Below are 14,310 nucleotides of genomic sequence, written 5' to 3' on the forward strand. Positions count from 1 at the left end.
ATTCTCATGAGTGGGGACGAGATCAATATCGAACCGGACCGAGTCGGCGGCTCCGGCACCATGATTCACACCGAGGCCGGGACGGCCCGCACGGCGCTCGATCCGCTGTTCGACTCCGCCCAACCGGCCGCCGACGGCAACAAGGGCTTCGCCACCGGCGCCGTCCTCGTCAAGTACGCCGCGTCCCTGCGCGGCGAGATCGAGGACACCATCACCGAGCTCGAGACGGCGGGCGAACGCATCGTCTCCGCCGCCCAGACCCTGCACGGCATGGACGTCGACAACACCACCGGCTTCAACCGCATCGCGACGGCGCTCAACGGCCTGGGCAAACCCCCGTCCTAATTCGTTCGCGGACACCAGCTTTCGGGAGCCAGCTCCTCGGTGGCCGCACCGCAGTACTTCCGGAACCCCAGATCGATCTCGCCCCCGTCCACCCGCAACACCGCGATCGGCTTGTCCAACGGCACATTTCGAGTGATGTCGCCGCCGTAGTCGATGCGCCCGGTGACACCCTCGAGCGGTTTGCTGTTGGTGTCCTCGGTCGCGTGGATCGTGGTGATCTGACGCCAGACCGTGCCGGGCGTCAAGGGAATCGACGGCCGGGAGTCGTGCAGATAGCCCGCGGCGGCGATGATGACCTGAGCCGCGTCGTAGGCGAGCGCGCCGTAACCGTCGATCCCGCGCCCGCGCCCGGACGGCTCGACCGAGAACAGCCCCGCCCACGAGTCGTAGAAGTCGCGCGCCGCCCGGGTGGGCCGATCGATCGGGGCATTGGCGAAGTTCAGGTAGTAGTACGGAAACGCCCGAACATGCTGGCGCGCGGTCTGATCCGCCACATGCGCGGAGACGTCGTCGTCACCGATCAGGACCGCCTTGCTCCCGCACTGCGCCGCGGCGGAGGCGAATCCGTCGAAGTCGGAGCCGCGCGCGGCGTAGAACACCAACCCGTCGTAGGAGCAGATGTCCCGCCCGGCCGCCGCGGCATTGGCGAACACGCGGTCGTTGTTGCGCAGCGACGCCGATCCCGCCCCGAACGCCGCCGCGGACACGTCGAAGTCCCGCCGGGCGAACGAGTCCCGCGCGTCGTCGCGCAGGTTCACGCTGTAGATGTCGTCCTCGTCGTTGGAGTAGTAGATCCGAATCCGCTTGCCCCGCACCGGCGTCGACTTGTCCGCGAGCAGAGTCTCGGCGAACGCGGCCGCCACCTCCGCCTCCCGCCGATTCTGCGGCGCCACTTGGAAATACATCGGCGACGCGTCCACGAGCTGATCGGCCGACAGCGTCGACCCCACCATCGGCAAACCGATCGTGGTGATCGACCGGATCAGCTCGATCACCGTTCGGCGGCTCTCGTCGAATCCGATCACCCCGACCACGCTCGGATCGCGCCGCACCAGCGCGCGCAGCGGCTCGACCAGACGCGCCCCCTCCCGCAGATCGCGGCCCGCGTTGGCGAGCAGGATCCGCACGATCGGCGCCGAGGCGTCGCTCGTATTCAGTTGGCGCGCTTGGGCGACCACGGCGCCCTCGACGGCCTCGAGCGGTTCGGTGAGCCCGGTGGTGGTGCCGGTGGAGGAGGTGAACCCCTCGAGCACGACCAGGGTGATGAACGGCCGCTCCGGTTGGGCGCGCTGCATGGCCTCGGCCTGCCGGTTCTGCCTCGCCAGCAGCGCCTCCACCTGCCGGACCGGCTCGTCGGAGGGCTGGAACAGATCGAACGACCCGTCGCTCAACCCCACGCATTCCGTGCCCGTCCACACCAGCCCCTCGTCCCGCACCCCGCAATGCGCGTGCAGATACGTCTCCCCGCGCCACACCAGCACCCCGCCGACCAGCGCGAGCACGACCACCGGCACCCCGATCCGGGTCCACCGGCTCAGCCACCACGCGGGCCGCCCCGGCCGCACGGGGAAGTGATGTCCGCCGGGCACGGTCGACCACTGCTCGCTGCCGATCCGGATCGGGAGGTACCAGGCCGTCTCGCCGCGTTTGCGCTGCGCGTCGTGCAGCGTGTCCTGCCAGTGGTGGTAGGCGGCGAACGCCTGCGTCGCGTCGTACCCGGCCCGGTGGTCGGCGTCGGTCCCCACGTCCGGCGGCAGCTCCTCGCACGCGCCGATCACCAACAGCGGATCGAACAGCCCGCTCTGATTGCGGACGTCATTCACCAACGCCAGCAGCGCGAATCCTCCGTTCCCGGCGTCGATATCGTCGAGACACAGCACGGGATAGACCATTTCGCGCCGCCGCCACACCTGCCAGAACGGCAGCCGATAGGCCCGCCGCAAATCCTCGAGGAAGGCGTGGACCAGCAGCAGGCACAGCGATTCCCGCTCCTCCTTCTGCCATTCCCCGGCCGTCAACCGGCTCGCGAACCGCACGAATGTCCCCGACAGTTCGGGCGCGAGATACCGCTGCCGCAGGAACCACCGATATCGGCCGGACAGCACCGGAACCCGCCCCGTCACCGCGAGCTGGAACACCCCGACCGTCAGCAGCCGCAACCACCACAACAGCAGCCGCCACCACCAGCTGTCGTAATTGATTCTGTTCCCGCCACTTTCGACGAACGCCCCGAGCCGATCGGTCAGCCCCCGCTGCTGCAACCGCAGCCGCAACGTGCGATCCGGATTGGGATCGCCGATGTCGATGCTCTGCCGCATCAACCAGACCACCAGCATGAATCGCTCGAATCGCAGCCGCCGCCCGCGAATGTGGTTGCGCACGAATCCCGTTGCGGCCGCGTCCAGCAGATCCCGCATCCGCTCGACCTCGTCGGCCGCCTCCCCGTCCCCGCGCGGCGCGGGAAGCTCGGGGTTGCTGATCCGGATATCCCCCGGCATCGCGCGTTTCAGATGCGTGACGATATCGGGCACCACATCGGGATGCCGCTTTTTCTCCCGCGCCAGGCACAGCAGCGGCAACCCTCGGCGACCGACGAGGTGTCTGCCCTGCCCTTCGCGACGCCACCGATCCCCCGCTCGCGGGCGCCTGCACAACTCTCGGATCAAATCGTAAAGTTCGGGCGCTCCGCGAAAACCGGTCATCTCACCCTTCCCCCAGGCTCTGGCCGTCCCAGCCGACGAGTCCCCGCATCATGGCACGTTCGGCCGGGTTCGGGACCGGAACGCACGACCGAATTCTATTGCGGCCGACTAGGCCCCGATAGCCGCCGCAATTCGGGGCCACGACTCGTGCAGATCGGTTTCGAACAGACCCCAGGTGTGCGAGCCGTCGGAGTGCACCACATGCGTCGCGGGAATCCCGAGATGGTTCAGTCGCGTCGCGAACGAGGTAGTGCACGAGTTCGCGAGCGCCTCCACCGGCGGGAAGGGCAGACCGCCCCGATCGGTCGGCCCCGGCGTCCCCGACCCCGCCGACAGGTAGACGGTCTTCCCGGCCAGCGCCCCCGCCCGCGCGAAAGCGTCATGGGCGAGCCAGGTTTCGCTGCCCGGCGCACCCCACATGTTCAGCGGATTGCCGCCGCCGCGCACCACCTGCGCCGCGATCATCGCCGTCCCCGAGGCATCCGCGGTCCACGGGCACCCGCTGTAGGCGGCCACCGCCGCGTACCGGTCCGGCGCCTGGATGGCGAGATCGATCGCCGACCCCGCGCTCATCGACACCCCCGCGATCGCATTGCGCCCGTTGGTGTTCAGCCGCGCGTCGAGCACACCCGGCAACTCCTGGGTGAAGTAGGTCTGCCAGCGGTTGCGGCCCAGCACGGGATCGTCGGCGAGCCAGTCGGTGTAGAGGCTGGAGGCCCCGCCGACCGGCAGCACCACATTGACGTGCTTGTCCACGAAGAACTCCCGCACATCGGTGTCGTCCCACCACGAGATGTTGTCCACCCCACCGCCGATGCCGGTGAGCAGGTACAACGTCGGTGCCGGGCCGCCGCCCGCCGTGCGGATCACCCGGTTGCTCACCACCGTGTCCATGGCGGGTGAGTACACGTCGATCCGCTCGGTCGAGTCCCCGAGGGGTTCCGCGGTGACGATCCGGGCCCCCGGAGGTTCCGCCGCGACCACGCCCGGCATCACCCCCGACGCCATCACCGCGCACACCAGAATCGCAAAGAATGTCGACGCCCTCACCCTGCCCGGGTACCCGCGCGCGGTCGTTCGAACACCCCTACGGCACAGTCGGACAGCGCGGACACTCCGAAGGCGAGTCCCCCGGTCGCGGATGCCCGAGTGCGAGCAGCCGAGACCAGCAGAACCGCTTCATATCGCATGTATCGAACGTGCATCGCGCGTGCCGAACGTGCCGCAGCTCCAAATGCATGGCCCGGGCCGACATGGCATGCCCCGGGAGCCGGTGAAACAACCCCATCGGTTGCTCCGCCATTCAGAATCCCATTTTTGGAATTGATGCGGGAACAATGCGCCCCGCCTCCACGAGCGTGCGCAACGCCTGGGAACGCAACGGGCACACCGAAGTCGGACATTCGATATGGATCTGCATGATCAGGTGGGCGTAGGCGAGGGTCATCACGGGGACGGCGGAATGGTCGGTCACGGGAACATGATGGGAGACAAACAATCTGGCGGTCCTTCCGAGCGAAAGTGGAAGCGAGGCTTGCGGTTGTAGTGTTACTCTTCCGCGCGGCAGGGTGGGAGTTTCTCGGGAGCATCGATGGCGCTGCTCGAATCACCTTCCAAGGGTTCAACTTCCAAATTTCATGCAAATAGAAAGCGAGGCTAACGATGGCGAGTTCGACGCTGGCGAGCAGGGCACTGGGTTGGCAGTTGCAGAAGCTGCGTGAGCGGGCGGGACTGTCGAAGTTCGCGGTGGCGAGGGCCGCCGAAACGTCGTCGCAGACGTATGGACGTCTCGAGGACGGGCAGAAGCACAACACGACGAGCTTGGTACTCAACGCCATTTGCGACAAGTTGAAGGTCAGCGACGAGGAGCGGCGCCTACTGCTGGATCTCGGCGAGGAGGTTCGGCGGGATCGCAAGAACGAGGGCGGATGGTGGCGGCCACATCTCGATAACATCCGAGAGAATTTCGAGTACTACCTTCAGCTCGAGGAAATTGCCGGGCACATAACCCAATTGCATCTGAATCTGGTGCCCGGACTGCTGCAAACTCTCGAGTATCGGCGCCAACTCGTCTGGGCAGAATTCCCGAACCATCCCACCGAGCAGGTCGAGAAGCTGGTCACGCTCGTCGAGCAACGCCAGCGACGTCTCGAGGATCCCGACTTCGAGCTGGAGGCATTCGTACCGGAAGTCGTCCTTCGGCGTCCCATCGGCGGGCGAGGGGTGCTGGAGGATCAACTCAATCACCTGCTAGAGCTCAGCGAAGCGCCGAACATCACCCTCAGGGCGATCCCCGACCAGGAGACGCACGGGCTCGCATTCATATCCGGTTCGTTCAGTTTCATGCGTTTTCCAGTACTTCCGAATACCAAACTCACCCCGCCGCCCGTCGTCTATATCGAGACTTTTGTCGGCGCGTTGTTCCTTGAAAGGAAAGCCGAGGTCCTCAAGTTCGAGGATGCCCTCCCGCTTGTCCGCCAGGTAGCGTTGGACCCACGTGCGACCAGGGATCTGGTCTGGGCCAACGCAAGGGAGTTCTCGTCGTGAGTATCGACCTATCCGCCGCCAGCTGGTACAAGTCCACACACAGCGCTGGCGGCAGTGAGTGCGTCGAGGTCGCCCACCTCCCGACCGGCGGGGTGGGCGTCCGCGACTCCAAGAATCCGACCGGCCCCGCGCTGGTCTTCTCCGCCAGCGAATGGGACGCCTTCACAACAGGTCTCAGCAGGGGCCGATTCGATCACTCCTGACCTCACCCGCCGAATGGCACACTCCCACAACCACTCTCACCGAGGAGACCCTCTGACATGACCGAGGCCAAGCCCGCCGACTCCATGTTCCCGCCCTGGCTCGACCGCCTCCAGAGCAAGTACTTCAACCCCCTCATCCGCCCCCTCGCCCCCTACCTCCCCGGCCTGACCCTCATCGAACACCGAGGCCGCAAATCCGGCACCCCCTACTCCACCCCCGTCACCGGCTTCCGCTACGGCGGCAACAAATTCTGCGTCGTCCTCGGCCACGGCCGCACCGATTGGGCCAAGAACATCATCGCCGCCGGAGAAGGCCACGCCCGCATGACCTTCCGCCGCTACCACCTCACCAACCCCCGCCTCGCCACCCGCCCCGAAGCGGGCCCCGACCTCCCCTTGGGCGCCCGCCTGATGTCCGGCAACAACCTCATCTTCCTCGCCGACATCACCTGACCCCCGCCCGATGCACGACCGCGAGACACCTTGCGGGACAAGCGAACCCGTCGATGGCAGACGGGTTCAGCTCTATTTGAACGGGTTGAGGGTCTTTCCCAGGAAGTAGCCCAGGTGGATGGGCAGGGGTTTCATGGCGGCGGCGGAGATCTTGTTGACGGCGCCGGGCACACACACGGGCTTGCCCTTCATCACGGCGGCCCAGCCTTCGGCGACGACGGATTCGGGCTGCTGCCAGAGGATTCGGGGCAGATGGTCGGCCTGGTCGCGAGTGCCCATCACATCGTGGAACTCGGTGCGCGTGAAGCCGGGGCACAGCGCGGTGACGTGGATGCCGTGGGGTTTGAGTTCCATGTCGAGGGCTTGTGAGGTGTTGAGGGTGAACGACTTGATGCCGGTGTAGAGCAGGCTGGCCGCCGGTGGGGCGAACGCGGCGAGCGAGGACAGATTGACGATGCGGCCCCAGTGGCGCTTCTTCATGCCGGGGACGACGCGGTGGACGAGTTCGATCTGGGCGGTCACCATCAGCTGGATCTCCCCGGCCGACGTCGCCGCGGTACGGACCGACCGGGCCGGTCAGCAGGAAGGGGCGCGGGACACGCCGCTGAGCGTCGGTGAATCCCCAGGTCCCCATGCCCAGGTAGACGCCGGGCGCGGCACGCCGCACCTCGTCCACCATGTGGATCGCCATTCAAGAAACCTCGCGCGACGCCCCTCAGTCGGCAGGCCCCCGGGCGGTCAGGACGGTCCGGAGCACATGCTCGACCGCCGATTCGAACACCGCCCCCCGCAACTCGTCTCGCGCGGCGAGGTTCCGGGTGGCGAGGTCGAGCACCTGATCGGGACTCAACCGACGCACCACCAGGGCGGCGACATCCTCCAGATCGAGATCACTGTCCGCGTGGTCCAACCGCGCCAGAGCGAACAAGACGACGATCTCCTCGTCGGTCATACACCACCTCCGCGCCACGCTTACCAGGCCCAATTCTACGGGACCAACCCCCTCACTAGAGCGAACTATTGTCAGCGATGAGTTTCCAACCCCCACCCCGTCGGTATCAACGAGGGCATCCGCCCTCGACCCACCCCATCGCCAAGAGGGACACCATGAAACTCGACGACAAGGCCCGCGAACTCATCGCCTCCACCCCCGCCACCCTCGTCACACTCAACCGCGACGGCAGCCCCCAGATCAGCCTGGTATGGATGGTCGTCCGCCCCACCCCCAACGGCGACGACGAACTCCTCGCCGCCCACCTGGCCGAACACCAGAAGGTCCGCAACATCCGCCGCGACCCCCGAGTAGCCATAACCTTCGTCTCCCCCGACCGCACCACCCTCCAAACCCCCTACCTCTCGATCAAGGGCACCGCCCACATCGAGCAAGGCGGCGCCCCCGAACTCCTGGACGAGATCGCCACCTCCCTCCTGGGTCCCAACACCGGCTTCCCACCCCCTGGTTCGCCCGCCGGATATCTGACCCACATCACCATCGACCGCATCGGCGGCGTGGGCCCCTGGGCATAGAAACAGGAGGACCGGACCACACCGGTCCGGACCTCCACCGCCACAGCCGAATTCGAACCGCGACCCGCCTCCGTCCGAGTCACCCAGGACGTCGCTACCGTGTCGCGCGTGACCACGTCGAGCGAATCCGACCCCAACAACCTGCCGGTACACCAGTACGTCACCACACTGAACCGCAAGCGCATGGCCGCCGGGGTCCTCTTCCGAGATCCGCGCGACCGGGTGTTGCTGGTCGAGCCCAGCTACAAGAAGAACTGGGAGATCCCCGGCGGATCCGTCGAGGCAGACGAATCACCGTGGCAAACCGTAAAGCGCGAGCTCCTCGAGGAGATCGGCTGGCACACCCCGATAGGCCGCCTCCTGGTCGTGGATTACGTTCGCCCCCAAGACAACCGCCCCGAAGGAATCATCTTCGTCTTCGACGGCGGCATCCTGACCGAACCCGACCTGAACACCATGGCACTCAACCCGACCGAAATCCGCTCGGCAGCCTTCTATTCCCTGAAAGACGCTGCCGCACTGGTGAAACCGCTACTCGCCGACCGTCTGTCGGCGGCCCTGGAGGCAGTCCACGTCGGCGCGACCGTGTTGTGTGAGCAGGGGCGGCGCATCACTTGAAGGATGTGCAGGACCGCCCGATGTGCTGCTTTCCGGCGGCCCGGTAAAGGCTGTCGTGAATACCGTCGGCGTACAGCAGCCCATTGAGATCGCTGCGAGTCTTCGCGGCCCGGCTGTCGGCGCGGAATCCAGCCGCGCCCAGCAGTAGCACCAGCTCGGCGGCAGCCTGATTGGCGAGATCGATCCCGTGGGCCTTCGTCACCGCGGCCCACCACTCCGCGTCGGGATGCCCCGCCTCGCTCAGCCGTGCCGCCGCAACGGCACCGAGCAGCGCACTCATCAGTTGCGCACGGGCACGCCCGATGGTCACCAACGCCGAATCCCGCACCCGCGGAAGGTCACCGGCCGCCTGGCGAACACCGAGCGCCGCGGTGACCAAGTCGAACACTGCCGCGGCACCACCGACGGCGGTTGCGGTGACCAACGGCCGGTATCGAGCGAAGTGGTTGCGCAACAACGTCATTCCGTCGTCAAGCAGAACCTCGTCGGGCCGGACCGCGACATCGTCGAGGTCGAGAATTCCCCAGCTCCAGCCCGCCAACCCGGACGGCGTGATCGACTGGCGTCGCAGTCCCGGGGCGGTGGCGTCGACCACGGCCGCCGCCACCGTGCCCTCCGGAGCGCGGAAGAACACGATCAGCACTGCCGCTTCGACAAGTCGGGATATCCAGGTCTTACGGCCAGTGATCAGCAACGTTCCGTCGGCAGCCCGGCGCGCGGCGGTGCGGGTGGCAATCGGGTTGGATCCGCCGTGCGGTTCGGTGATCGCGATCCCCGCCAGCTGTCCGGTCAGCAGGCGCGGAATCCATCGCTCGCGGGTCAGTGGCCCGCCATGGCGAGCGATGAGCGCGCCGTGGCCGAGCCCGATCGCGTCACGCAGATCAATGTCGTGGTAGCCGCACACGAACTGCGCCAGCACCGTGAACAGCGCCGAACGGGTCGTGGTGTCGAGCACGCCACGGTGAGCCAGCTCGGCCCGAATCGCCAGCAACCGACGGCTTCCATCCGCATCCGCGGGCAGCGGCTCGAGCTGGAGCGTCCCAGCCACGTCGTCCAGCGCGTGGGCAAGTGCGACGAGATGCCTCCACTCGCAGCAGGATTCGGGATCGAGCACCGGACGCAGTGGATCCAACCAGACGCCGAGCGCGCCGGGAAGATCGACCGCGTTCATCGGGCCTCTCCGTACACGCGCGCGGGGTGGCCATAGGCCAGTGCGCCGGGTGGAATGTCATGGGTGACAACGGAAGCGGCTCCGACGAGCGCGTGCGCTCCGATCGTGACTCCCGCCAGAATCACCGAACCGCTTCCGACCTTGGCGCCGGTGTCGAACCGGGGTGCCACCAGAATCGGCTCGCGGTGCGGATCACGCCAGGTCAATGTCTTGTCATTGATGGTGCGCACCCCCGCACCGAGGAAGACCCGGTCCGACAGCACTGCGGAACTGGTGATGTGCGAACCCGGCGAGCACCGCACCCCGGTTCCGATGCGGGTGTCGCGTTCCACGCACAGTTGATGACCGAGCTGAGTATCGGCACCGACCCGAACACCGGTGCGCAGCACCGTGTGATGCCCGACCACCGTGTCGGGACCGATGCTGGTGTCGGCGTAGACGACTGCACCACAACGGATTACAACGCCACGGCTGATGACGGTACCGCCTCCGTGGCCGGAGCGGATCCGGCCCACGGCATATCCCGTCTCGGGTTTGCCGACAATGGCGCGCTCCTCGATCCGGGTTCGCTCGGCGATCGTTGTGCCGCCGTACACGACCGCGAAAGCCTCGATCCGCGCGCTGTCACCGACGACGACAGGTCGAGTCACGCCCAGTTCGTCAGCCGGAACGAACACCGCGAACCGGCTGATCGTCACGTTATCGCCGACATGGAGCAGCCCTGCGTCTTCGAGTTCGGCAGCGGTCATCTCTATGGTCGACGGGTGCGACGAGGTGGCAGGGATGATCATCGGGTACCTCCATCGCGGCAGGGGACGAGGGATCAAGCTGCCGCGACCAGTCCAGAACACGCCGTCCATGGAGCGTTTGCCATCGCTGTTGCAGAGTGCGGCAGCACTTTGCGGACCACGCAAACCATCTGGCGCACTGGTCGATCCGCTCGATACGCTCGAACTCTCGGTCTGACAAAGGGACTCGGGCATGAACCAGGGTCATCCGATCTGGGATCTCGACGCCGTCCATACCGCCGCCGCGTCCGGTGACTACGGCGCGGTCGTCCGCGCTGTCCGCCGGGCGGCCGCTTTGACCCTCGCCGACTTGGCACAGCGCACCAACTATTCGATCTCCACACTGTCGCGGCTGGAAACCGGCAAGCAGCATCTCTCCGATGTCGGTGTGCTGCGCGGCCTCGCCGACGCTCTCGATATTCCACCGTCGCTGCTCGGATTGGCCGACACTCCACCACAACCCATGCGTGTGCGCTCACCCACCGCTATCGTCGGCGTCATCTCCGCGCCGGACGAGGAGGCCGACATGCGTCGCCGCACGCTGCTGACCGGACTGACGGGCCTGGCAGGCACCGCCGTCGTCCTCGGCAGTTCCGCGACACGATCGCCGGACGCCGCCGACCCCCTCCGCGCCCTCGAGCAGATCCTGTTGGCTGGGCCTTCCGGGAGCGCACCGATGGAACGTGCGCGGATCGAGCATGATCTGGCGGCGGCTCGGTCGGCGTTCGACCTCGGCCGGTACGCCGAGGTCGCGGCGCGGCTGCCCGTACTGCTGCCTGCGGCGATGGCCACCCGCGCCCATGGACGCCACGCCGAGGAGATCGCCTCGGCCAACGCGTTGCTCGCCCGGACCTACATCCTGGCAGCCAAACTGACGGTCAAGTTCGGCCGCGACCAGCTCGCGTGGACCACCGCTGATCGCGCGGTACAGGTCGCACACGGCAGCGACGACATCCTCATTCAGGCCGACGCTCGCCGCGCCTGGGCGATCGTGCTGCGCCGCACCGGACACGCCGCCACCGCACACCAACTGGTCGTCGATACCGCCGCCTCGCTGCAACCCGAACTGCGGCAAGGACTTCGGCATCTCGCGATGTACGGATCGCTGTTGTCCACCGCCGCCTACACCGCCGCTGTCGACGGCGACCGCGACGCCGCCCGCACCCTGCTGACCGAAGCGCGCGACGCGGCCGAACAACTCGACGACCTCACCGGATTCGGACCGACCGCCGTCGGGCTGTATCAGGTCAGCGCCGCACGCGCACTCGGGGACGCGGGCGCCGCCATCGAGGCCGCGCGACAGATCAACCCCGCCGCCATCCCCTCCGCCGAACGCCGCGCTCGCTACTGGTCGGATGTCGCCCGCGCATTCCATCAATGGGACAAACCCGAACACTGCTACAACGCCCTGCTGTCCGCCGAACAGGCCGCGCCCGACGAAGTCCGATTCCGCAAACCGATCCAGCAGATCACCCTCAGCCTGCTCCGCCATCCCACCGCGAACACACTCCAAGGACTGCACTCGTTCGCGCGGCGCACCGGCATAGGGCATGCCCCATATGCCCAGTTTGCCGATTATTAGCCATCGGCTACGATGAACCACGCAGGCACCAGGTGCTGTAGTTTCCGACCCCGGAGGCCACATCGTGACCGAACTGCTCGCGCTCGACATCGCCGCCCGCGTCATGCACGCGATCTCCCTGGACGGCACCGAGATCCGCACGCTGGTCGACGGCCTCGACGCCGTCCCCGACGGCATCGCCGTGGACCATCACCGGGGCCACATCTACTGGACGAGCATGGGCGCCCCCGACGAGGCTCCGGCACCGGGACGGGAGCCGCCGTTCTTCCGCCACAACGGGATGATCGAGCGGGTCGATCTCGACGGCGGCAATCGCGTGACGATCGTCGCGCCCGGCGCGTTCACGACCGGCAAGCAGCTGACGGCGGATTTCCAAGCGGGGCAATTGTTTTGGTGTGACCGGGAAGGAATGCAGGTGCTGACCTGCGATCTCGACGGTGGTGATCTGCGGGCGCTGGTGGTCACCGGCGAGGGCACCGAGGATGCGCAGGTGGTGCGCAATTGGCCGGTCGGGATCGCGGTGGATACCGACCGCCGCCTGCTGTACTGGACCCAGAAGGGCGCGGCCAAGGCGGGCGACGGCCGGATCTTCCGTGCGCCGCTGGATCTTCCGCCGGGTATGCCCGCGAATGCCCGCACCGATATCGAGGTCCTGTGGCAGGACTTGCCGGAGCCGATCGACCTGGAACTGCGCGACGATGGTGACACGCTGGTGTGGACCGACCGCGGCAAGGAACCCACGGGCAACACTCTCAACCGCGCGCCGGTGCGTCCCGAGCCAGGATCGGTGCGGATCCTGTCGAGTGGTTATCGGGAGGCGATCGGAGTGGCCGCCGTGAGCGAATCCCGTTTCTACGTAGGCGATTTGAGCGGCTCGATCCGCCTGGTCGATCTGGACGAGGGCATCGACACGGTGATCGCCCGCACCGGAGGCGCGCTGACCGGTCTGGCCCTGGCCGAGCTGTAGCGGTGAATCCACGAATGACATTCCGCCAGAAGGCAAGTCGCCGATTCGAGTCGAAGGAGCCCATGGTGAGCACGATTCCGCAGGACTACCGCGATCGGCCGGTCGCCGTGATCGGCGCGGGCACGCTCGGCAGGCGTATCGCGTTGATGTTCGCGACCCGCGGCGGGGTGGTGCAGATCACCGATCCCGCTGCGGCACAAGGCAATCGGGCCGTCGACTGGGCAATGGGCGAGCTGCCCGCGGTGGCCGCGACGGTCGACGGCGGCACGCCGGGCACCATCACCTACGTGCCCGAGCAGCAGACGGCGGTGGCGCGAGCCTGGCTGGTGATCGAGGCGGTTCCCGAACACCTCGACCTGAAGAAGACGATCTTCGCGCAACTCGACGCGGACTGCCCGCCGGACGCCGTGGTCTCGTCCAACTCGTCGTCGTACGCCAGCCGATTGTTCACCGAGGGCCTGAAAACCAACAACCGCATGCTCAACACGCATTTCTACATGCCACCCGGCTCGACGGTCCTGGACGTGATGTCCAACGGCCACACCGCCCCCGAGATCATCGACTTCGTCCTGCACACCTTCCCCGAATACGGCCTGCACCCATTCCTGTGCCGCACGGAGAGCACCGGCTTCATCTTCAACCGTATCTGGGCAGCGATCAAACGCGAAGCACTCGAGGTCGTCTACGAAGGCGTCTCGATCCCCCAGGACGTGGACGAAATGTTCGCCCTCAACTTCGGCACCAAGGCCGGCCCGTTCCGAATGATGGACCAGGTCGGCCTCGACGTGGTCCTCGACATCGAACAGCACTACGCCAAGGACAACCCCAACCTCCCCGAGGGCCCGCGCATCCTGCTCCAGAAATACATCGACGAAGGCAAGCTCGGCGCCAAATCCGGGGCGGGTTTCTACGACGACTACCCGAAACCCGAACACTAGCTAGTCTTCCCGCGAGCCGAGCGCTTGGTCGAAGCCTTCCTCGACGCGGGCGAGGAAGTCGGTGATGAGCGTCAGTTCCTCGACGGTGTAGGCGGACAACGCCCGCCGCCAAGTGCCCAGGAGGGGGCCGTACAGGGGCGCGATGTCGGCGCGAGCGCGGCCGTCGTTCAGGTGGATCAGCACACGACGCCGGTCGGTGGCGTGACGGACCCGCGTCACGAACTCCGCCTTCTCGAGCCGGTCGATGAGACCGGTCATCGACGCCGTAGTGAGGCCGGTCAGTTTCGCGAGCTCACCCGCGGTGCGCGGCCCCGACTGGAGGAGTTGCAGCACCTGCATGTCGGTCGCGTTGACGCCCAGTCGTGCGGCGGCGCCCTGATTCATGCGCATACTGCGTTCGGCGGTGCGGCCGATCCCGGACAGCACGCCATCGATCAAATCGCTTTTCCTGGTTGACATCCCGCTGTCC

Annotated in this window: 16 protein-coding genes and 1 pseudogene; 9 read left to right on the top strand and 8 right to left on the bottom strand. The window is 66.8% G+C overall.

What is annotated here, in order from left to right; all coding sequences use genetic code 11:
- Window positions 1-6 precede the first annotated feature (6 nt).
- Entirely contained in the window at window positions 7-345 is a 339-nt protein-coding gene (locus ACWDSJ_RS17495) for a hypothetical protein (protein ID WP_450033125.1), read from the top strand.
- On the opposite strand, the gene ACWDSJ_RS17500 is transcribed toward ACWDSJ_RS17495, so the two are convergent.
- From ACWDSJ_RS17500 to ACWDSJ_RS17510, 3 genes are all read right to left on the bottom strand, one after another.
- Window positions 342-2,924, bottom strand: a complete 2,583-nt coding sequence (locus ACWDSJ_RS17500) for an ABC transporter substrate-binding protein (RefSeq protein ID WP_450033126.1) — start codon at window positions 2,922-2,924, stop codon at window positions 342-344. The two genes, ACWDSJ_RS17495 and ACWDSJ_RS17500, sit on opposite strands and share 4 nt — an antisense overlap.
- Window positions 2,925-3,155: 231 nt before the next feature.
- Entirely contained in the window at window positions 3,156-4,097 is a 942-nt protein-coding gene (locus tag ACWDSJ_RS17505) for an alpha/beta hydrolase (RefSeq protein WP_450033127.1), read from the bottom strand.
- A 253-nt stretch (window positions 4,098-4,350) separates the two neighbouring features.
- Entirely contained in the window at window positions 4,351-4,521 is a 171-nt protein-coding gene (locus ACWDSJ_RS17510) for a hypothetical protein (protein WP_387362061.1), read from the bottom strand.
- A gap of 188 nt (window positions 4,522-4,709) precedes the next feature.
- Here ACWDSJ_RS17510 and ACWDSJ_RS17515 point away from each other — a divergent pair, with 188 nt between their 5' ends.
- Genes ACWDSJ_RS17515 through ACWDSJ_RS17525 form a run of 3 tightly spaced genes read left to right on the top strand, consistent with a single transcriptional unit; the run spans window position 4,710 to window position 6,250 of the window.
- Window positions 4,710-5,594, top strand: coding sequence for a helix-turn-helix domain-containing protein (locus tag ACWDSJ_RS17515; protein WP_450033128.1), 885 nt, complete (start codon window positions 4,710-4,712; stop codon window positions 5,592-5,594).
- Window positions 5,591-5,797 (top strand): DUF397 domain-containing protein, encoded by a 207-nt coding sequence (locus ACWDSJ_RS17520; RefSeq protein ID WP_450033129.1) that lies wholly within the window; start codon window positions 5,591-5,593, stop codon window positions 5,795-5,797. Before ACWDSJ_RS17515 ends, ACWDSJ_RS17520 begins: the two co-directional genes overlap by 4 nt.
- A gap of 57 nt (window positions 5,798-5,854) precedes the next feature.
- Entirely contained in the window at window positions 5,855-6,250 is a 396-nt protein-coding gene (locus tag ACWDSJ_RS17525; protein WP_450033130.1) for a nitroreductase family deazaflavin-dependent oxidoreductase, read from the top strand.
- A 72-nt stretch (window positions 6,251-6,322) separates the two neighbouring features.
- On the opposite strand, the pseudogene ACWDSJ_RS17530 reads toward ACWDSJ_RS17525, so the two are convergent.
- Window positions 6,323-6,793, bottom strand: a pseudogene (locus tag ACWDSJ_RS17530) (SDR family NAD(P)-dependent oxidoreductase); the annotation flags it as partial.
- Between the two features lie 172 nt (window positions 6,794-6,965).
- Complete coding sequence (locus tag ACWDSJ_RS17535; RefSeq protein ID WP_450033131.1) at window positions 6,966-7,202, bottom strand: hypothetical protein; 237 nt, start codon at window positions 7,200-7,202, stop codon at window positions 6,966-6,968.
- Between the two features lie 155 nt (window positions 7,203-7,357).
- Between ACWDSJ_RS17535 and ACWDSJ_RS17540 the strand changes: the two genes are divergently transcribed.
- Together ACWDSJ_RS17540 and ACWDSJ_RS17545 are read left to right on the top strand one after the other, a co-directional pair.
- Complete coding sequence (locus tag ACWDSJ_RS17540; RefSeq protein ID WP_450033132.1) at window positions 7,358-7,777, top strand: TIGR03618 family F420-dependent PPOX class oxidoreductase; 420 nt, start codon at window positions 7,358-7,360, stop codon at window positions 7,775-7,777.
- 108 nt (window positions 7,778-7,885) lie between these two features.
- Entirely contained in the window at window positions 7,886-8,395 is a 510-nt protein-coding gene (locus ACWDSJ_RS17545) for an NUDIX domain-containing protein (protein ID WP_450033133.1), read from the top strand.
- Here the strand turns inward: ACWDSJ_RS17545 and ACWDSJ_RS17550 are convergent.
- Together ACWDSJ_RS17550 and ACWDSJ_RS17555 are read right to left on the bottom strand one after the other, a co-directional pair.
- Entirely contained in the window at window positions 8,388-9,566 is a 1,179-nt protein-coding gene (locus ACWDSJ_RS17550) for an acyl-CoA dehydrogenase family protein (RefSeq protein ID WP_450033134.1), read from the bottom strand. The two genes, ACWDSJ_RS17545 and ACWDSJ_RS17550, sit on opposite strands and share 8 nt — an antisense overlap.
- Window positions 9,563-10,357, bottom strand: a complete 795-nt coding sequence (locus tag ACWDSJ_RS17555) for a hypothetical protein (protein ID WP_450033135.1) — start codon at window positions 10,355-10,357, stop codon at window positions 9,563-9,565. The genes ACWDSJ_RS17550 and ACWDSJ_RS17555 overlap by 4 nt, the downstream gene beginning before the upstream one ends.
- A 190-nt stretch (window positions 10,358-10,547) precedes the next feature.
- Here ACWDSJ_RS17555 and ACWDSJ_RS17560 point away from each other — a divergent pair, with 190 nt between their 5' ends.
- From ACWDSJ_RS17560 to ACWDSJ_RS17570, 3 genes are all read left to right on the top strand, one after another.
- Window positions 10,548-11,936, top strand: a complete 1,389-nt coding sequence (locus tag ACWDSJ_RS17560) for a helix-turn-helix domain-containing protein (protein ID WP_450033136.1) — start codon at window positions 10,548-10,550, stop codon at window positions 11,934-11,936.
- Window positions 11,937-12,000: 64 nt separating this feature from the next.
- Window positions 12,001-12,903: a hypothetical protein gene (locus ACWDSJ_RS17565; protein ID WP_450033137.1), complete on the top strand. Its 903-nt coding sequence runs from the start codon at window positions 12,001-12,003 to the stop codon at window positions 12,901-12,903.
- A 62-nt stretch (window positions 12,904-12,965) separates the two neighbouring features.
- A complete protein-coding gene (locus ACWDSJ_RS17570) occupies window positions 12,966-13,841 on the top strand; it encodes a 3-hydroxyacyl-CoA dehydrogenase family protein (protein WP_450033138.1) in 876 nt (291 codons plus the stop codon).
- Here the strand turns inward: ACWDSJ_RS17570 and ACWDSJ_RS17575 are convergent, their stop codons facing one another.
- On the bottom strand, window positions 13,842-14,300 hold the full coding sequence (locus tag ACWDSJ_RS17575) for a MarR family winged helix-turn-helix transcriptional regulator (protein ID WP_450033139.1): 459 nt from the start codon (window positions 14,298-14,300) through the stop codon (window positions 13,842-13,844). It lies immediately after the preceding gene.
- Window positions 14,301-14,310: the final 10 nt, after the last annotated feature.

Source organism: Nocardia sp. NPDC003482, from assembly GCF_053588115.1.